This window comes from Lysobacter sp. DMC104, assembly GCF_056313665.1.
Map to the genome: position 1 here is coordinate 52243 of NZ_JBQUZW010000005.1, position 19614 is coordinate 71856.

Annotated in this window: 14 protein-coding genes; 9 read left to right on the plus strand and 5 right to left on the minus strand. The window is 67.6% G+C overall.

Annotated elements, in window-relative coordinates; all coding sequences use genetic code 11:
• Window positions 1–13: 13 nt before the first annotated feature.
• Entirely contained in the window at window positions 14–1822 is a 1809-nt protein-coding gene (gene rho, locus ACT53R_RS08375; RefSeq protein WP_476171405.1) for a transcription termination factor Rho, read from the minus strand.
• Between the two features lie 233 nt (window positions 1823–2055).
• Window positions 2056–2382: a thioredoxin gene (gene trxA / locus ACT53R_RS08380; RefSeq protein WP_476171406.1), complete on the minus strand. Its 327-nt coding sequence runs from the start codon at window positions 2380–2382 to the stop codon at window positions 2056–2058.
• A 232-nt stretch (window positions 2383–2614) separates the two neighbouring features.
• On the opposite strand from trxA, the gene rhlB reads away from it, so the two are divergent.
• The 9 genes from rhlB to ACT53R_RS08425 all read left to right on the plus strand — a co-directional run bounded on the left by rhlB (window position 2615) and on the right by ACT53R_RS08425 (window position 11013).
• The gene (rhlB, locus tag ACT53R_RS08385; RefSeq protein WP_476171407.1) at window positions 2615–4414 is read left to right on the plus strand and encodes an ATP-dependent RNA helicase RhlB; all 1800 of its coding nucleotides are present in this window, start codon (window positions 2615–2617) and stop codon (window positions 4412–4414) included.
• A 146-nt stretch (window positions 4415–4560) separates the two neighbouring features.
• Entirely contained in the window at window positions 4561–4995 is a 435-nt protein-coding gene (locus ACT53R_RS08390) for an RDD family protein (RefSeq protein ID WP_476171408.1), read from the plus strand.
• 90 nt (window positions 4996–5085) lie between these two features.
• Window positions 5086–5775 (plus strand): cell division ATP-binding protein FtsE, encoded by a 690-nt coding sequence (gene ftsE, locus ACT53R_RS08395; protein ID WP_476171409.1) that lies wholly within the window; start codon window positions 5086–5088, stop codon window positions 5773–5775.
• Complete coding sequence (gene ftsX / locus ACT53R_RS08400; protein WP_476171410.1) at window positions 5768–6712, plus strand: permease-like cell division protein FtsX; 945 nt, start codon at window positions 5768–5770, stop codon at window positions 6710–6712. The genes ftsE and ftsX overlap by 8 nt, the downstream gene beginning before the upstream one ends.
• Before the next feature lie 120 nt (window positions 6713–6832).
• Entirely contained in the window at window positions 6833–7672 is an 840-nt protein-coding gene (locus ACT53R_RS08405) for a response regulator (RefSeq protein WP_476171411.1), read from the plus strand.
• Between the two features lie 18 nt (window positions 7673–7690).
• On the plus strand, window positions 7691–8080 hold the full coding sequence (locus ACT53R_RS08410) for a GFA family protein (RefSeq protein ID WP_476171412.1): 390 nt from the start codon (window positions 7691–7693) through the stop codon (window positions 8078–8080).
• A gap of 142 nt (window positions 8081–8222) precedes the next feature.
• Window positions 8223–8477: a hypothetical protein gene (locus tag ACT53R_RS08415; protein ID WP_476171413.1), complete on the plus strand. Its 255-nt coding sequence runs from the start codon at window positions 8223–8225 to the stop codon at window positions 8475–8477.
• Window positions 8478–8529: 52 nt separating this feature from the next.
• Complete coding sequence (ung, locus tag ACT53R_RS08420) at window positions 8530–9243, plus strand: uracil-DNA glycosylase (RefSeq protein ID WP_476171414.1); 714 nt, start codon at window positions 8530–8532, stop codon at window positions 9241–9243.
• A 207-nt stretch (window positions 9244–9450) separates the two neighbouring features.
• Entirely contained in the window at window positions 9451–11013 is a 1563-nt protein-coding gene (locus ACT53R_RS08425) for a sodium/sugar symporter (RefSeq protein ID WP_476171415.1), read from the plus strand.
• A 25-nt stretch (window positions 11014–11038) separates the two neighbouring features.
• Here ACT53R_RS08425 and ACT53R_RS08430 read toward each other — a convergent pair whose 3' ends face one another.
• The 3 genes from ACT53R_RS08430 to ACT53R_RS08440 all read right to left on the minus strand — a co-directional run bounded on the left by ACT53R_RS08430 (window position 11039) and on the right by ACT53R_RS08440 (window position 19498).
• A complete protein-coding gene (locus ACT53R_RS08430; RefSeq protein ID WP_476171416.1) occupies window positions 11039–12037 on the minus strand; it encodes a LacI family DNA-binding transcriptional regulator in 999 nt (332 codons plus the stop codon).
• A gap of 623 nt (window positions 12038–12660) precedes the next feature.
• Complete coding sequence (locus tag ACT53R_RS08435; RefSeq protein ID WP_476171417.1) at window positions 12661–13044, minus strand: hypothetical protein; 384 nt, start codon at window positions 13042–13044, stop codon at window positions 12661–12663.
• 43 nt (window positions 13045–13087) lie between these two features.
• Window positions 13088–19498 (minus strand): FG-GAP-like repeat-containing protein, encoded by a 6411-nt coding sequence (locus ACT53R_RS08440; protein ID WP_476171418.1) that lies wholly within the window; start codon window positions 19496–19498, stop codon window positions 13088–13090.
• Window positions 19499–19614: the final 116 nt, after the last annotated feature.

The following is a 19614-nucleotide window of genomic DNA, read 5'->3' on the forward strand; positions in this document are numbered from 1 at the left end:
CAGGCGATATGGATCAGCGCCGCATCGAGGCGAAGAACTCGTCGTTGGACTTGGTGTTCTTCATCTTGTCGAGCAGGAATTCCATCGCCGCGATCTCGTCCATGCCGTGCAGCAGCTTGCGCAGGATCCAGATCTTCTGCAGCAGGTCGGGTTCGATCAGCAGGTCCTCGCGGCGGGTGCCGCTGAGGTTGACCGCGATCGCCGGGTAGACGCGCTTCTCGGTGATGCGGCGGTCGAGGTGGATTTCCGAGTTGCCGGTGCCCTTGAATTCCTCGTAGATCACCTTGTCCATCGCGCTGCCGGTGTCGACCAGGGCGGTGGCGATGATGGTGAGGCTGCCGCCTTCCTCGACGTTGCGCGCGGCGCCGAAGAAACGCTTCGGGCGATGCAGGGCGTTGGCGTCGACGCCGCCGGTCAGCACCTTGCCGGAGCTGGGCACGACGTTGTTGTAGGCACGGGCGAGGCGGGTGATCGAGTCGAGCAGGATCACCACGTCCTTCTTGTGCTCGACCAGGCGCTTGGCGCGTTCGATCACCATTTCCGCGACCTGCACGTGGCGGGCGGCGGGTTCGTCGAAGGTCGAGGACACCACTTCGCCGCGCACGGTGCGCTGCATTTCGGTGACTTCTTCCGGACGCTCGTCGACGAGCAGCACGATCATGTGCACGTCGGGATGGTTGTAGGTGATGGCGCTGGCGATCTGCTGCATCATCATCGTCTTGCCCGCCTTGGGCGGCGAGACGATCAGCGCGCGCTGGCCCTTGCCCTGCGGCGCCATCAGGTCGAGGATGCGGCCGGTGATGTCCTCGGTCGAACCATCGCCGCGTTCCAGGCGGAAGCGCTTGCGCGGGAACAGCGGGGTGAGGTTCTCGAACAGGATCTTGTTCTTCGACGCTTCCGGCGGTTCGCTGTTGATCGTGTCGACCACGGCCAGCGCGAAGTAGCGTTCGCCGTCCTTCGGCCAGCGGATCTTGCCGGCGATGTAGTCGCCGGTGCGCAGGTTGAAGCGGCGGATCTGGCTGGGCGAGATGTAGACGTCGTCCGGGCCGGCGAGGTAGCTGGCCTCGGCCGCGCGCAGGAAGCCGTAGCCGTCGGGCAGGATCTCCAGCACGCCGTCGGCGGCGACGCCGTCGCCATGGCGGGTCAGCACCTTGAGGACGGCGAAGATCACGTCCTGCTTGCGGGCGCGGGCCACGCCCTCCTGGATGTTCAGCTGATCGGCGACGTCCAGCAGCTTGGGCGTGGGCATCCGCTTGAGGTCGCTGAGCGAGTACTGCGGGAAGCCTTCGGGCACGGCCGGCACCTGCCGCGGCTGGAACGACTGCGCCTGGCCGCCGCCACCTTGCTGGAACTGGTTGCCACCGTTGCCGTTGTTGCCCTCGCCGCCTTCGCCGCCTTCGTTCTGGTCGCGGTTGCGGAAGCGGTCACGGCGGTTGCGGAAGCGGTCGCGGCGGTTGTTGTTGTTGAAGCGCTCGCCGCCCTGGCCTTGGCCGGCGTTCTGGCCGCCGGGCTGGCCGGTGCTCTGACCGGCATTCGCGCCGCCGCCGTGCGAATGGCTTTGGGAGGACGGCTCGTCGCCGCCGGTTTCGATGTGGGAGAGCGCGAAGCTGCCGGCCGAGGGTTCGGGCTGCGGCGCAGGCTGGGCCACGGGCGGCGCGGTGAAGGCGGGTGCCGGGGCGGCTGCCGGAGGCGCGGGCGGCGGGGTCACCGGCTGCGGCGCTTCGGGGAGCGGAATGTCGACCTGGACGGCGGTCTTGGCCACGCGCGGTTTGCGCACGCGCTTCACGGCGCTATCGCCGGATTCGGGGGTCTTGTCGGACAAGCGGAAGTCCTCGCGTCTGCGAGCGTCCGCAGTGCGCGGACGGGGATGCGGTGGGGAGTGGGTGGTCGGAACGACGGAGAAATGCGGCGCAGATGGCGCGTCTCGCGGCAGAAGCTAGCACCGGCGCGGCGCGGCGGCAAGCGCCGGGGGAGGCCGCGATTCAGGCACCGCGACAGGCGGCACGGAATTCCGCCGGCACCGCCGCGCCCCGGAGGCGCGGCGGCAGGAGGGTGTCAGAGCGCCTTGTCGATCAGCTGGGCGAGGTGCTGCTTGCCCACGGCGCCGATCTGGGTGCCGTGGATCTGGCCGCCCTTGAAGGTCAGGAGCATCGGGATGCTGCGGGCGTTGAAGCGGCGACCCAGGTTCGGATGGGCCTCGACATCGACCTTCACGATCTTCGCCTTGCCCGCGTATTCGTCGGCCAGCTGGTCGAGCAGCGGGGCGATCATCTTGCAGGGGGCGCACCACGGGGCCCAGAAGTCGACCAGGACGGGCACGTCGGACTGCAGGACGAGCGCGTCGAAATCGGCGTCGGTGGCATGGGCAATCTTGTCGCTCACTTCGGATCTCCGGAAAGGCGTGCGGGGCGCCGGGGCGCGCCGGTGGGGTCGGTCGGGGGGGCAGGCTGCTACACTGCGGGTTTGCACCGCCGGCTTCAAGGGTCGCATCCCGGGGGCCGAGCGCCACATTCCCGGTCGTGCGCGAAGAGCGGCAGTCTGCTGCCGACGCCCCTCACGCGCAAGCGCACACCCGGCATCCCGCCGCCGCGCAGACCAGCCAAGACGCCAGGACATGAGCGACAAGCCCTTAACCGACATCATCTTTCCTTCCTTCGACCTGCATCCGGCGCTGCTCGCCGGGCTCGAAGCCGCCGGGTTCACCCGCTGCACCCCCATCCAGGCCCTGACCCTGCCGGTGGCCCTCGCCGGCCGCGACGTGGCCGGTCAGGCCCAGACCGGCACCGGCAAGACGCTGGCCTTCCTGGTGGCGGTGATCAACCGCCTGCTGACCCGCCCGGCGCTGGCCGAGCGCAAGCCGGAAGACCCCCGGGCCCTGATCCTGGCCCCGACCCGCGAGCTGGCGATCCAGATCCACAAGGACGCCATGAAGTTCGGCGCCGACCTGGGCCTGAAGTTCGCCCTCGTCTACGGCGGCGTCGACTACGACAAGCAGCGCGCCCTGCTGCAGGCCGGCGCCGACGTGATCATCGCCACACCGGGCCGGCTGATCGACTACGTGAAGCAGCACAAGGTGGTCAGCCTGCACGCCTGCGAGATGTGCGTGCTGGACGAAGCCGACCGCATGTTCGACCTCGGCTTCATCAAGGACATCCGCTTCCTGCTGCGCCGGATGCCCGAGCGGACCATCCGCCAGACCCTGCTGTTCAGCGCCACCCTCAGCCATCGCGTGCTGGAGCTGGCCTACGAGCACATGAACGAGCCCGAGAAGCTCGTCGTCGAGGCCGAGTTCATCACCGCCGCGAGGGTGCGGCAGAAGATCTACTACCCTGCCGACGACGAGAAGATCCCGCTGCTGCTGGGCCTGCTCTCGCGCAGCGAGGGCGCACGGACGATGGTGTTCGTGAACACCAAGGCGTTCGTCGAACGCGTGGCGCGGTCGCTGGAACGCGCCGGCTACCGGGTCGGCGTGCTCAGCGGCGACGTGCCGCAGAAGAAGCGCGAGTCGCTGCTGAAGAAGTTCCAGGCCGGCCAGCTGGAGCTGCTGGTCGCCACCGACGTGGCCGCGCGCGGCCTGCACATCGACGGCGTCAGCCACGTCTACAACTACGACCTGCCGTTCGACGCCGAGGACTACGTCCACCGCATCGGCCGCACCGCCCGCCTGGGCGCCGAGGGCGACGCGATCAGCTTCGCCTGCGAGCGCTACGCGATGAGCCTGCCGGACATCGAGCGCTACATCGACCAGAAGATCCCGTCCGAGCCGGTGACCCGCGAGCTGCTGACCGCGCTGCCGCGCCCCGAGCGCGTCCGTCCGCCGGCGCCCGCCGAGGGCGAAGCCGCGGGCGAAGAGGACAGCGACGACAGCATCAGCACGATCTTCCGCGAGGCCCGCGAAGCCCGCGCCGCCGACGAGGCCAAGCGCGGCGGTGGCCGTCGCGACGGCGGCGGTCGCAGCGGCCCGGGCGCCCGCAGCGGCAGTCGCGGTGAACGTTCAGGCGGCCCGCGCCGCGAAGGCGGCCGCAGTGAAGGCGGTACTTCCGGCGAAGCCCGCGGCGATCGTCCGCCCCGCACCCCGCGCCCGCCGCGCGATCCGGCCGCGCAGGCGCCCGTCGCCAACGCCGCGACCGCACCCGACGCCGCACCCGCGGTGCCGCAGGCCGAAGGCGACCGCCCCGCGCGCAAGCGCCGGCGCCGTCGCGGCGGCAAGCGCATCGAAGGTGCCGAAGGTGCCCAGGCCGTCGGTCAGGCGGTCCGCGCGATGGAGACGCCCGCCCCGGTCGCCGTCGGCGGCAAGCCCGCGCCGGCGCCTGCTTCCGCACCGGCCGCGGCCCCGGCGCCGTCGTCGCTGCTGTCGCGGATCGGCAACAAGCTGAAGTCGCTGGTGACGCGGGCGCCGAGCTCGCGGCATTGAGTCTTCTCCGGAACGGGCGGGACGGCATGTCCTCGCCCCCCGGAATCGTCCTGCCTGCCCTCGATCGCATCATGGAACTCGGAAACGAACCCCTCGTCTTCAGAAGCGCAGGCCACCCGACCACCCGGACAGCCGCCGACATCGCGATGACTTACACCGGCGGGATCGTCATGCGCCGCTGGGCCGCGACGTGGATCGACTTCCTCGTGCTCGGCGCGATCCTGATGGTCCCGGACGGCGTGTTCGGGAACGCGTTCTACCAGCGCACGATCGCGATCTGGCTGTCCCTGTTCGTGCTGTACATCCCGCTGTGCGAATGGCTGTTCGGCAAGACGCTGGGCAAGCTCGCGGTCTTCATCCGCGTGGTCGACGCGCAGGGCAACAATCCGTCGATCGTGCAGACCCTCGCGAGGACCGTGCTGCGACTGATCGAAGTCAATCCGCTGTTGATGGGCGGCATCCCGGCGGGCATCGCGGCGCTGGTCTCGAAGCACCACCAGCGACTGGGCGACATGGTCGCCGGCACCTACGTGCTCCGGGACCCGGATGTGCGGGAATTGCGCAGCCGCACCCGCGTCTGACACCTGCCGGCAGGGTCGCCCGGGCCAGAGCGACGACGAATGCCGCCGCACGGTTTGGTCCTGCGGTCGGCTGCCGCTACTCTGTCGCGCATGACCGTCCTCCGCTTCGACAACGTCAGCAAGCAGTACCCCGGCGGGCATGTCGCGCTGCGCGACCTCAGCTTCGCGGTGAACCGCGGCGAGATGCTGTTCGTGACCGGGCACTCCGGCGCGGGCAAGAGCACGCTGCTGAAGCTGATCCACCTGTCCGAGCGCCCGACCCGCGGCGCGGTGCTGTTCGGCGAGCGCAACCTGCGCAACGTGACCGGGCGCGGCGTGGCGATGCACCGGCGCGAGGTCGGCGTGGTCTACCAGGACCACCGGCTGTTGACCGACCGCACCGTGGCCGAGAACGTGGCACTGCCGCTGCAATTGCGTGGTCTGCGCCGCGACGAGATCCGCAAGCGCGTGCGCAGCGTGCTGGACCGGGTGAGCCTGGGCACGCGCAGCGAGGCGCTGCCGACCCAGCTGTCCGCCGGCGAGCAGCAGCGCGTGGGCATCGCGCGGGCGCTGGTGGGCGAGCCGTCGCTGCTGGTCGCGGACGAACCGACCGGCAACCTCGACCCCACGCTGTCGGCCGAGATCATGGCGCTGTTCGCCGGGCTGCCCGAGCGCGGCACCAGCGTGCTGGTGGCCAGCCACGACCTGGCGCTGGTCAAGCGCATGCGCAAACGGGTCCTCGTCCTGAACCAGGGCGCGCTGGTCGACGACATCAGCCCGGAGGAACTGGCCGATGGCTGAGCGCGCCGCGGTGACGACGAAGCCGCGCTCGCGGGTCGCGGCGTGGGCCGACCACCACCTGCACAGCCTGGGCGCGAGCCTCGGCCGAATGGCGCGCCGGCCGTGGGCCACGCTACTGACGGTCGGCGTGATGGCAGTCGCGCTGGCCCTGCCGCTGGGCCTGTGGCTGGTGCTGGACAACGTGGCGCGGCTGGGCGGGCAGGTGGAACGTGCTCGCGAGGTCACGGTGTTCCTGAAGCAGGCGGTCCCGGTCGACCGCGCCCGCGCGCTGGCGCAGGACCTGCGCGGGAAGCCGCAGGTCGCCGATGTCACGCTGCGCACGCCCGACGACGGCCTGGCGAGCCTGCGCACCGGCGCCGCCGCGGACCTCTACGCCGAGGCCGTCGCCACCGTCGGCGACAACCCGCTGCCGAGCGTGCTGATCGTGCGGCCGCGCGGCGACGAGCGCGCGCTGGCGACGCTGCTCGAAGCGCTGCCGGAGACCGACTTCGTGCAGCACGACGCGATCTGGCGCGATCGCCTCGACCGCTGGCTGGCCTTCGGCGACCGCGCGGTGTGGGTGCTGTCGCTGCTGCTGGGGCTGGGCGCGCTGCTGGTGGTCGGCAACACCGTGCGCCTCGACATCCAGGTGCGGCGCGAGGAGATCGCGATCCTGCAATCGCTGGGCGCCACCGATGGCTTCATCCGCCGGCCGTTCCTCTATCTCGGCGCCTGCTACGGCCTGGCCGCCGGCGCGACCGCGCTGGGCCTGCTGACCGCGGCCGAGCTGGCGCTGCACGCGCCGCTGCGCGCGCTGGCCGAAAGCTATGGCAGCCGCTTCGCGCTGGCCGGCATCGACCCGCTGCGCGGTCTGGGTGTGCTGGTCGTCGCATCCGCGCTGGGCTGGCTGGGGGCTGGCGTGGTCACGGGCCATTTTCTGCGTCAAACTAGGGTCTGACGCGATCGCCGGGGGGCGTGTCGGCCACCTCCGGGTCGCCGGTGCGGGCCGCCGGATCGTTCCGGCGCAGGGTTGCGCCAGCATTGCCCTCCGCCCACGAAGCCCGAGCGAACGCCGCGCATGCCTGCCCACGATGTCCGTCATCTGACCACCGACAACCCCCGCGTGATGGTGGTGGACGGCTCGAAGATGGTCCGCAGGCTGATCGGCGACATGCTGCAGCGCGATCTGCCGGGCGTGGAAGTGATCGGCTGCGGCGGTCTGGGCGAGGCCCGTGCCGCGCTGGCCGAAGGCGCGGTCGACCTGGTCACCACCTCTCTCGTGCTGATGGACGGCGACGGCCTGCAGGTCGCGCGCGAGGTCCGCGGCGCCGCCGGCCAGCGCTACGTGCCGGTGATCGTGGTCTCGGGCGACGCCCAGGCCCACCTCGAAGCGCGCCGCTTCACCGAGGACGTCACCGACTACTTCGACAAGGCCGAAGGCTACGCCGCGCTGGCGACCTTCATCCGCGGCTACGTCCACCCCGAGCCCATGCCCGACGCCCGGGTGCTGTACGTCGAGGACAGCATCACCGTGGCCGTGGCCACCCGGCGCATGCTGCAGGCGCACGACATCACCGTGATGCACATGAGCCGCGGCGACGACGCCCTGGCCTACCTGCGCGAGCACCTGGGCCAGGACGACGCCGGCGCCGACCTGGTGCTGACCGACGTGACCCTGGACGGCGCGGTCAGCGGCCTGGACTTGCTGCGCACCGTGCGCAACGAGTTCGCCTACGGCAAGCGCCGCCTGCCGGTGCTGGTGATGACCGGCGACGGCAACCGCGACAAGCAGTCCAACCTGCTGCGCGAAGGCGCCAACGATCTGGTACTGAAGCCGATCGAGGAACGCATGCTGATCACCAAGACCCTGTTCCAGCTGCGGCTGTCGCAGCTGCGGGAGCGGTCACCGGCGGGCTGAGCCCGCCCGGGCACGACGATGGCACCCGAAGCGCGACACGGCAGTTGCCTCTGCGGACGCGTCCGCTTTCGCATCACCGGCGAGATCGCCATGGTCGATGCCTGCCACTGCGTGCAATGCCGCAAGCAGACCGGCCATTTCCTCGCCTCCTGCGACGTGCCGCGAACGGCGCTGACGCTGGAAGGCGCCGACGACGTCGCGTGGTATGCCTCGTCCGCCCGCGTCCGCCGGGGCTTCTGCCGGCACTGCGGCTCGACCCTGTTCTGGGACCCGACCGACCGCGACTGGATCGCGGTCGCACTGGGCGCCTTCGACGGCCCCACCGGCCTCACCCTGCACCGGCACATCTTCGTCGCCGAACAGGGCGACTACTACGCGATCACCGACGACCTGCCGCAGCATCCGTGACGAGACCGGCATGACCGACGACGACCGCATCGAGCTCGAACCGTCGCGGCAGTCGCCTTCGGCGTTACGGGCGGGCGGACATCCCCGGGATGACCGCATGGGAACACATCGCGGCCATGACGCCTGGACTGCATACCGCCGCATGCGATGGGCCTGGTGGACGCTGACGGCGGCGTTCGTCGCCAACCTGCTGTTCGATGCGAGCGTCGAACTGCGCTGCGCCCTCGCCGTGTTCTGGGGCGCACTGTGCGCCGCCGCCGCATACTGGCCCTGCCCGCACTGCGGGAAGCACGTGGGCGTCGCCGGCCGTTTCCCGGTGTTCCTGTCGCCATTCGGCGGCTGGTGCCTCGCCTGCAACCGGCGTCTGTTCGGGTCGCGGCCCACGCACGTCGCCTGAGCGTCCGCACCGGTTGCGGCATACTCCGGGCTCCTCCGCGCACACCGCCCGCATGACCGACGACGACCGCATCAAGCTCGAACCGTCCTGGAAGGCGCATGTCGGCGATTACCTGCGCAGCGAGCCGATGCAGGCGCTCTCGGCGTTCCTGCGCGAACGCCGGGCGAAGGGTGCGCGCATCTACCCGCCCGCGTCGCGGATCTTCGCGGCGTTCGACGCGACGCCGTTCGACGCGGTGAAGGTCGTCATCCTCGGACAGGACCCGTACCACGGTCCGGGTCAGGCGCACGGGCTGTGCTTCTCGGTGCTGCCGGGCGTGCCGGTGCCGCCGTCGCTGGACAACATCTTCAAGGAGATCCAGCACGACCTCGGCATCGCGCGGCCGGACCACGGTTGCCTGACGCCGTGGGCGCAGCGCGGCGTGCTGCTGCTCAACGCGGTGCTGACCGTCGAGGACGGCCGCGCCGGCGCGCACCAGGGCAAGGGCTGGGAAGGCTTCACCGACCACGTCGTCGACACGCTCAACCGCGAACGCGAAGGGCTGGTGTTCCTGCTCTGGGGCAGCTACGCGCAGGCCAAGGGCAAGGTCATCGATCCGCGCCGCCACCGCGTGCTGAAGGCGCCGCATCCCTCGCCGCTGTCGGCGCATCGCGGCTTCCTCGGCTGCGGGCATTTCTCGGCGACGAACCAGTACCTCGCGCAGCGCGGACAGACGCCGATCGACTGGTCGCTGCCGTCGCGGGCGGCACTCGACGCCCAGACCTGAGACGCACGGCCGAAGTCGTCGACATCGCGCCCCGGCGCATGTTGACAACGCTGTCAGCACCGTCTAGAACGTGGCGACGGACCGGCCGGGCCTGCCCAGGCCAGTCCCGGCGCATCATCAGGCTGCATCGACGCACCGCGTCCCCCACGCGCGGGCTCCAATCACAGAAGACCCGTCGGGGGCCGACGGCCGATTCCGGAGAACGACGTGAGACTTTCAACCATCGACGCGGTCATCGTGCTGGCCTATCTGGTCGGCATCTTCGTGCTGGCCCAATGGGTATCGCGCGAAAAGAGCGGTCACCGCAAGGACGCCCAGGACTACTTCCTCGCCGGCCGCGCGCTGCCGTGGTGGGCGATCGGCGCTTCGCTGATCGCGGCGAACATCTCCGCCGAACAGATCATCGGCATGTCCGGCTCCGGCTACGCGCTGGGCCTGGCGATCGCCTCGTACGAATGGATGGCGGCGCTGACGCTGCTCATCGTCGGCAAGTTCTTCCTGCCGGTGTTCCTGCGCAACGGCATCACCACGATGCCGCAGTTCCTCGAAGAACGTTACGGGCCGAACATCCGCACGATCATGGCGGTGTTCTGGCTGGGCCTGTACGTGTTCGTGAACCTGACCTCGATCCTGTGGCTGGGCTCGATCGCCGTCACCCGCGTCGCCGGCATCGACCAGTTCATGGCGCTCGCGCTGCTCGGCGGATTCGCGCTGCTCTACCAGTTGTACGGCGGACTGAAGGCGGTGGCGCTGACCGACATCGTGCAGGTCTCGCTGCTGGTGCTGGGCGGCCTGCTGATCGTCGGCATCTCGCTGGGCAAGATCGGCGGCGACGGCGGCGTGGTGGCCGGCTTCCAGGCGCTGATGGCCGCGCATCCGGATCACTTCCACATGATCCTCACGCCCGACAACGCGTTCTACAAGGACCTGCCGGGCCTGAGCGTGCTGATCGGCGGCATGTGGATCATGAATGTCAGCTACTGGGGCTTCAACCAGTACATCATCCAGCGCGCGCTGGCGGCGAAGGACATCGGCGAAGCGCAGAAGGGCGTGGTGTTCGCCGCGTTCCTCAAGCTGCTGATGCCGGTGATCGTGGTGCTGCCGGGCATCGCCGCGCTGATGCTGGCGCCGGGGCTGGAGAAGCCCGACCAGGCCTATCCGAGCATGATGGCGCTGCTGCCGACCGGCGTGCTGGGCCTGGTGTTCGCGGCGCTGATCGCGGCGATCGTGGCCTCGCTGGCGTCGAAGATCAATTCGATCTCCACCATCTTCACGCTCGACTTCTACGCCAAGCGCAAGACGAACGCCGACCAGGCGCATCTGGTGAAGGTCGGCCGCATCGCGGCGACGGTCGCGATCGTGCTCGCGGTGCTGGCCGCCAAGCCGCTGCTCGGCGGCTTCGACCAGGGCTTCCAGTACATCCAGGAATACACCGGCTTCTTCACGCCGGGCATCGTCGTGATCTTCATGCTCGGCCTGTTCTGGAAGCGCGCCAACGAAGCCGGCGCGATCGCCGCCGCGGTCGGTTCGTTCGCGCTGTCGATCGCGCTGAAGCTGGCATGGCCGTCGCTGCCGTTCATGGACCGCGTGGGCCTGGTGTTCCTGCTGGCGCTGGCGCTGGCGGTCGCGGTGTCGCTGATGACCCGCGCGCGCGGCGATGCCAACCGCATCCGCACCGACGACGTGGCCTACGGCACCAGCGGCGCATTCAACGCCGGCGCGGTCGGCGTGGTCGCGATCCTGGTCGCGCTGTACGCCACCTTCTGGTAAGACGGCAGGATGACGGGGCCCGCGCTCAGCGGGCCCCGTGCACCGGCGCCGGTCCGGTGGATTCGCGGAACACCAGTTCGTAGGGCACCTGCACCACGCCGCCGGCATCCGGCTCGCGGATCGACAGCAGCAGTTGCTCGGCCGCGATCCGGCCCATGTCGCGGCTGGCCTGGCGCACCGTCGTCAGTGCCGGCCACAGCTGGCGCGCCATCGGCAGGTCGTCGAAACCGAACACCGACAGATCCTGCGGCACGCGCACGCCGCGACGCGCGGCCTCGTGCAGCACGCCGGCGGCGGTGTCGTCGTTCGCGGCGAAGATCGCGGTCGGCGGCTCGGGCAGCGACAGCAGCGCGGCCGCACCGGCGAGGCCGGATTCGAACACGAACTGGCCGCTGACCACGAGATGCTCGTCGAAGTCGATGCCGGCCGCTTCGAGTCCGTCGCGATAGCCTTGCAGACGCCACTCGGACGCGCCGTGATCGGGATGACCCATGATGTGCGCGATCCGGCGATGCCCGAGGCCGACGATGTGCGCGATCATCTCGCGCACCGCACAGCGCTCGTCCAGGCAGGCGCCGAGGCGCGCATTCTGCTCGCGCGGCGAGATGCTGGCGTAGCGCACGCCCATCGCCTGCAATTTTTCCAGCAGCGCTTCGTCGTCGGTGAGTGGCGGCGTCAGCACCAGCCCGTCGGGCGCGTATTGCGCCACGCTCTGCACGATGATGTCGACGTGGTCCTGACTGCCGTAGTCCACCGGCCGCATCATCATGCTGTAGTGCGCGGCCTCGCAGGCATCCAGCACGCCGGACACCACCTGCATCACGTAGCTGCTGGACGGGTTGTCGTACAACGTGGAGATGAGATACGAGCGCCGGCCCGCGAGGCTGCGGGCCGATGGATTCGGACGGAAGTTCAGCGCCTTCGCCGCTTCCTCCACCTTCGCCCGCGTCTCGGGACGCACGTTGGGCTCGTGGTTGAACACCCGCGAGACCGTCTTCATCGACACGCCTGCGGCACGCGCCACGTCGTCGATCCTGACCCCGAATCCCGCCGATTTTCCCATTGCCTTCAAACCCTTGGTCGAACGGACAGCTTATCGCCTGCCCACCCCGCGTGCCAGCGTCGAAGGTCGCACTGCATCCTGCGCGATGTCATGTAAATGCGCATGAAACGCGTGCGGTTCGCGACGCCGGCCACGGCCCCTGTCTTCATCCACTCATCGATGGAGAATGCGGCGAGTCCTGTCGACCACCCGGACGGTCCCGAGCAATCCGGTATGGAAGATCGCCGCCAGCCCGGCGACACCGTCGACGTTCGCGTACGTCGGCGGTGCGCCGTCGATCGGATACAGAGACGTGCGGACCGCACGTGCGCGGTCATCGACGCCGGCATGGGTGATGCCGACCGCGCACACTCCACGCGGTGATCGCCGCGGTGTCGTTGCTGCCGCCGCCGTCGAAGTCCGCGACGCGAATTGCGACGCAGGCGCGACGACGCCCCTGCGAAACCCGGCACGCACGACGTCCCGGAAGCGTCCCGGGAACACGCTTTTGCGCGATGGCCATCATGACGGGCGCCTCCCTTTTGAATGTCGTGGATGCATGACACCGCGCATTCACCTCGATGCCGTGGCGCGACACGCCGGCCTCATTGCAGACGTCCGGACTCGGAACGGACTGCCCTCTCGTTGTTCCCGATGGCTGCGTGAGCGGTCTCTGCGTCGACAGGCACCGTGCGCAGATCGCCGGGGTCGCGCGGGCGTTCCGGCGCACGCGCCGGAACCGGTAACGGCGGAAGCCGATCCGCGTCGACGTAATGCGGATCGATGGCCGCAGGTACCGGCCCGCCCTGGCGAGCGTCGATGCCTGCGCCCGGAACGTCTCCGGCGACATCCGCCGGAACGTCATCGCTTCGCCGCAACATCCAGAACCATGCCAGCAGCAGGGCGAGCGCCACGCAACACAACAGCAACGGCCCGATCCGGATCGCTCGTGACGGCGCAGCGGCTTCCGCATTGTTTGAAGGCATCATCGTTCACCCGCATTGATCGAAACGGACCGGCATGTGCGCGCGCTCATTGCTCCAGGTGATCCCATCGGATAGAGCTCATCCAGTTCTGGTAGGCGGATTGCGAGGATCCGTAGCCCCAATCGAAACCGCCACCACCCCATCCGCCCCAGGCACCCCAACCCCCCAGGCCGCCATTCATTCCCCAGCCCCATGAGCCTCCGCCGTAACCAGTACCGTACGTCGGCGCGGACTCGCAGTACGTGCACTCGAAGCGCAATGCGTCGTACCCGGCCTGGATCATCGCGGGAGAGTTCAGCGCCTCGCTGTGGAAGCGATCGTCTCCGTAGATGTCGCGCCAATACCATTGCGACTTCGACGATCCTTCCACTCCGACATCGACCCCGGTACCGGCGAACGGGAACGTGCGGCTGATGCCCAGGAACGGACGCCCCGTGTCCGTCATGCCGATGTTCACACCCGCCTGGTTCCGGTAGGCACCGAGGCTGTAGGAGGCGGAACTCGAATCGTAGATCGACGCGAACTTCATCGTCGCACCGACATCCACTCTCCCGAGCAGCAACGCGAGGATATTCATCGGATCAAACATCTTTTGTTCGCTTTCCCAAGGCAGAAGCGGGAACAGGAATGTTGCATCCGTCCCGGAGATGGAGGTCCCCAACTCGGGGGACCAACGACCGTTCGAATCGATCGTCTGTACCGCCATCGAGACGTTGTAGCCGCCGATATCCTGGACGGGATTCATGAGCTGTATGAGGACCCCGGCTGAATAGCCGGCCGACATCTCGAACGTCATGCCGCGGCGCGCAAGGATGTATTCGAACGCGGCATGACCGTCGTCGATCTTGTTGATCGGATCGTTCATGGCGTAGGCATAACGACTGAAGCCCACCCCCGGCGCACCCGGAGCGGCGTTGTCGGGCGAGAGGTAACGCGCCAGCACCGGGTCGTAATAGCGGCTGTGCTGGTAGACGAGACCGCCCTCTTCGTCCCGGCGTTCGGAGATGAAATCGTTCTCCTCTTCCTGCGAAGGCACCGTGTCCTTGTTGCGGGCACCGAAAGGCGCACGATTCAGCCGCTTGATTTCCAGACCGCTGGTATTCGTCGAGACGCTGACAGAGCCCTGGTGGTTGCCATGCAGCCAGGTCGTCGTGCCGCCTTGTCGTTTCGCGACCAGCATGCCGCCGAACACGATGTTCTTGGTGACGACGCCATTGCGGACGCGATAGTCCGGCGAAGGATAGACACTCGTTCCCAGGGCGCTGGTCTTCCTGACGCGCTGGTCGAAGGCGTCATAGAGGAACGACGTCCCGCCTGCCGACAGCGTGCTCAGGCGGTTCGCGCCGTCCCAGCCATACGTGATGCCGGGGCGCGCGGTGATGTTGCCGTTCTGGTCGTAGGCGACGCTTCCGCCCGCGACCTGGGTCATCGCGTGCGGCCGAACCGCGGTGGCACCCGGGGCCGGGTACACATAGGAACCCGCCAGCTTCGAATTGGTCAGGAGATTGCCGGAAGGCGAATAGCTGAACCCCTGGGTGAGCGACGCATCGGTCATGTTGCCGGCCGTCACCAGGCGATCGCGGTTGTCGTACGTGTAATACCAGGACTCGCCCGAAACCGAGCTGGTGACCGCACTGATGCGATTCCCGCCATCACGGGTATACGAGAGCGACTGCAGCGTCGCCCCTCCGGCCTTGGTGGTCGTGATCGTCCTCAGCGAAAGATCCGGGTAATACCCGTAGCTGGTGGACACGCCATTCGGGAACGTGATCTGCAACGGATTCCCGGCCGCGTTGTATTGCGCATCGCTCACGAAACCCGGGACCGACACGGGTCTGCCTGCGGCATCGTACTTCAACGGCGTCGTCGTCGATCCCACCATTTCGCCATCGGGGTACCGGGTCCATTTCTTCAGGCCACCGGCATCGTACCCGTATTCGAAGGTGTACGGCGTGGCTTGTCCGCTGATCGTCTTCTTCAACCGCACCTGGCGCCCGGCCACGTCGTAGTCGAGCTCCGTCGAACCGCTGTTGTCGGCATAGCGCGAAAGCCGACCGTTGTTGTAATAACCCGCACGCGGTTCGTCGTAGTAGAGGTTGCTGACGATCGTCGCCGTCGTCTGGCCCGCCGCACGGGTGCTCTTCGTCTTCAGGCGACCGATCGCGTCGTAGACGAAGTCGGTATGCGCCCCGCGGGCGTCGTCCTTCGCCGACATCCGCCCGTCGGCGAAATACGCATATACCCACCTGCCGCGATCGGGATCCTTGTCTTCGTAGAGCCTCCCGAGCGAATCGTACGCACGCTGCCAGACGTTGCCCTCGGCATCCACCGCACGCGTCTGCCTGCCGAGAAGATCGTAGGCATAGCGATCGGTATACCAGGACGACCCGATCATGTACGTTTCGGACACCTTGTTGCCGCGGGCATCCTGATCGACCCGAGTGACCCGGGACAATTCATCGGTGACCGAGGCGTACCAGATGCCGTACGCGATCCTCCTCGACTTGCCGTTGGGCAACAGCGTCGTCGTCAGCCTGTCGAGCGCGTCGTACGCATAGGACATGGTGCCCGATGCCGCCTCATTGCTGTAGTGCGGGACTTCGACCGAGCGGAGCTGTCCTCTCGGGTGGTATTCGCTCTTCTTGACGATGTATCGCGAACCCGGCGCGAGCGTCTGCTCGGTGCGCACGCGCCCGAGACCATCGAACTGGAAGCTCGTGCTCTGCTCGACGACGCCATCCGCCGACGGTGAGGCCACCGTGATCGCCTGTGCCGCCGGGTTTCCGATGTTCGCGAACCCGTACTTGGTGTAGTTCCCGCCGGGCGCATCGATCCTCGATGGCCGGCAGAACACGTCGAAGGTGGAGACGGTGCGTTCGGCGGCACCGTTGACACCGATCGATTCCTTCTGCCTGCCGCACGTCGTGTCCCAGGCCGCGGTGGTCACCTGGCCCAGCGCATTCGTCTTCTTGATCGGGAACGCATGGAAGGTCGCATCGTATTCGGTCGCTTCGGCCCTGCCGCTCGCATCGATCGCGGTGGTGACGTTGCCGTAGGCATCGTGGATCGCCTTCTCGACCGTGTAAGTGCCCAGCCGATCCACCCAGCGATAGACGTGCGTCCGATCGCCCTTCGACGGAATCGCGGCGAAGTTCGGCGACGCGGCATTGGGCTGATCGTAGGCGTAGCGCGTCTCCGCGATGACGTCCGTCGCCGCGAGCACGGTGTTGACGCTCTTGTAGACGCGTGCGGCCACCGGCAACGACACGATGTACTTCGTCTCGTTCGGAAGATAGTCCGCCACCTCGCTGCGCTCGTCGCCCGCGACATCCGCGTCGCCGTGGTCGTCCTTGCGGACGACATTGCCGAAGCGATCGTAGACATATGACATCCGCGTCCGCTTGCAGCCCGCGCCGGGACAGGCCCCGGTCGCACCTTCGTAGCTGTAGTCCCACTGGTTCTGCAGGTGCGACGTGTACGGGACAGTCGACCCGTTGTTGACGTACTGGAAGACCGTCGACCGGAGCAGCGTGCCGCTCCCGGACCTCGAATCGATCCGCTCCGGCTTCGAGATGGAACCGTAGTCCTGCAGGAACAACGAGTCCTCGTAGGGACACGGGGTCTCGCCCACGTTGCAGGGCAAGGTCTTCCTCACGTTGCGGAAGCCAAGGAAGCGCCGCTCGATCGGATCGACCAGCGGACTGCCGTAGCTGTAGCGCGTCGTCGCGATCTGTCCGCGTCCGTCATTCGTGCTGACTGCGGACACGACACGTTCGCTCGGCGGTCGGCAGCTGTAGCCCGCCGGGCAGGGCGTGCGCAGCGGCCACTGCGAAGCGGGCGCGTACTCGATCGTGCTGCTTCCGCCGAGCGGCGTGGTGATCGAGGTCAGGTAACCGCTGATCGGACTCGACCGCCATGCCGTCCAGTGCTGGCCCAGCACCTTGGAATAGCAATACAGGTCCGTCATGCCATCGGCGTTGAAATCGCCGTCCAGGAGGGTGCCATTGCTTTCGTTGCACCAGCTCGTGAGAACGTCCTGCGTGAGGAACGTGCCATCACCCACCGACACGATGGTGTAGGTCGTCCCGCCGAAGCTGCAACGCAGGTCTGTACGGCCATCGCCGTCGTAGTCGCCGGAATTCGGCGTGTGTCCGGCGCACCAGGACCCGCCATTGGCCGGCCAGGTAGGCGCAGGCGCGAAGGTGCCGCCGCCCCGGGAGAACGCGATCGTCAGCTTGCCGCCGGAGAAGCAGCGCAGATCGTCCTTGCCATCGCCATCGTGGTCGCCGATGGAAACGGTCGCGGCATCGCCCGCACACCACGTGCCGCCGGCAGGCCAGACCGGCTTCGTCGTGAACAGGCCGTCGCCCATCGACAGCGAGACACTCAGTCGAGACTCTTCCCGGCACAGCAGATCGCCCTTGCCGTCGCCATTGAAGTCGCCGTAACTGACCTGCCCGATCTCGCACCAGCCGCTGCTCGGCCACGTGCCGCCGGAAACGAACGTACCGTCGCCCCGGGACTGCGCGAACGTGTGCTGGCCCGTCGAGGACATGCAGTGCAGGTCCTCCTTGCCGTCGCCGTTCACGTCCAGCAGGCCGAGTGTCGCACCATTGCACCAGGCGCCACTGGCAGGCCATGACGGCTTGATGTCGAAACCGCCGTTCCCATTCGACACGCCCACCCAATGCGTGCCGGCATTGCTGGAGCAGAGCATGTCGGTCTTGCCGTCGCCGTTGAAATCCCCGTAGCGCACCGTGCCGCCGACGCAGGCGCTGCCCGATGACGGCCACACGACGCTGCCCGAGAAATTGCCCGGCCCGGTGGCGTGCGTGACCCAGAAGGTTCCCGTGCTCGTCGGATCGCAGATCAGGTCCGTCTTGCCGTCGCCATTGAAATCGCCGAGTTCGATGCGTCCGTTCGCGCAGAATGTGCTCGCCTGCGGCCACGGCGGCTGCAACGCAAGCCCGGGGGTTTCCTTCGAATAGCCGAAGTCGAACGCGGGCAGGGCCGAGCCGCTGGTCACCACGCCCGATGTGTTGAAGACGACGTCCTTCCCGTACTGCTGCACGCGCGAAAGCGTCGACAACCCGAGCGGATGCTGTCCCGCATAGGTCAGCGCATAACCGCGCACCGTCGCCGTTCCGGTCTTGACCTCGATGCCGCGCAACCGATACCTGATCTTCGCATCGAGCACGCTCCGCAGCGTGGCGACCGGGTCGGGACGTCCTTCGTAATGGAAATGGATCTGATGCCCGTTGTAGCGGATGTCGCCGAGATACATCGACGCACCATCCGACCAGTACTGGTAATTCACCGCGTTCCCGTGCGGGTCCGTGCGGCTCGACAGATGGTACTGGGTGACGACGTTGTCGGTGCCGGTCGCACTGCAGGTGTATTTCGGATGCGGACTGAACGCGAATGTCTTGGTGACGTATCCGTGGAACGTCAATGTGTTGCCTGAAGTGGAGATGCCATCATAGAAAGGGTAATTGGGTCCATTCGCTGCGATGACGGGATCCGCGCCATACGCCCGCATGCCACCGACTTGATTTCCCCAGCCATCCGTCGCGCCGAAAAGGCCGTTGTTGATATACAACTGGCCAATTTCGTTGAAGTAAATCCAGCAGGTTCCGTACTCATTGCAGTCCGGGTACCCATTCGTCGCGATGCCTCCGCTGACCCGCATGCCGGATACCGGAAACTCGACGCCAGGGACATTGCATACGCCGTCTCCTTCGGACTTCATGACGGTGATCTTGTTACCGTCGCCACGCACGCCGCAGACCATGAGGTTGTCGGCTGCGTTGTAGCTCCCGCTGATGTTGACCGCACCCGGCGCAGACCCGCAGGCCGATATCGTCGGCGATTGCGAGAACGTCGTGGTGTAGCGGCTCACCGTCCCGTTCTTGTCGGTGATCGTCCACGTACCGTCCGTTTCGCGCCTGATGCGGACATAGGATTCCTGCTTCGTCGAATGCGTCCCGCCCGTCGTGCAGCTCGGGCTGACACTGCCTGCAGCGCAGGGAATCAGCTCCTGTCCGTCGAGCAGCCAGATGCCCCTGCCGTCGAAATCCGGCGATCCTTTCCCCGGGCTGGCGCGCTCGATCACCGAGGTCGCGTCCAGATCCCAGCCGATGCCGGCGATGCCGTTCCTGAGGCTGGAGCGGTAGTTCAGGCCGACATGCGGCTCCAGACCGTGATAGGCCGGCACGTCCACCGGCACCTGTGCCCCGAAGCTTCCGTAGAAACGGTCGACGTCGCTGGTGCCGGCATCCGGCATGTCGACGCTCAGATCCGAAAACACATCGGCCAATGCCGGCATCGAGCCGGCAAGCACGATGGCGAGCCCCCAGGCTCGCCATGTGTGCCGCATCGACGTGCGTCCGTTTTCCATCACGCTATTCATTTCCGTTTCTTTCCTGTTCAATGCGGCCGCCATGGGGGAGGTGAACATGCCGGGGATCTTTTCCGTTTCCGGTTGCCCGTTTCGCAACCGATCCTGCAACTCGAACGCATGTCGTCGTCTTTCGACCTGATCCTCGACATGTCTTTCCCTGCGCCGGACGCCTG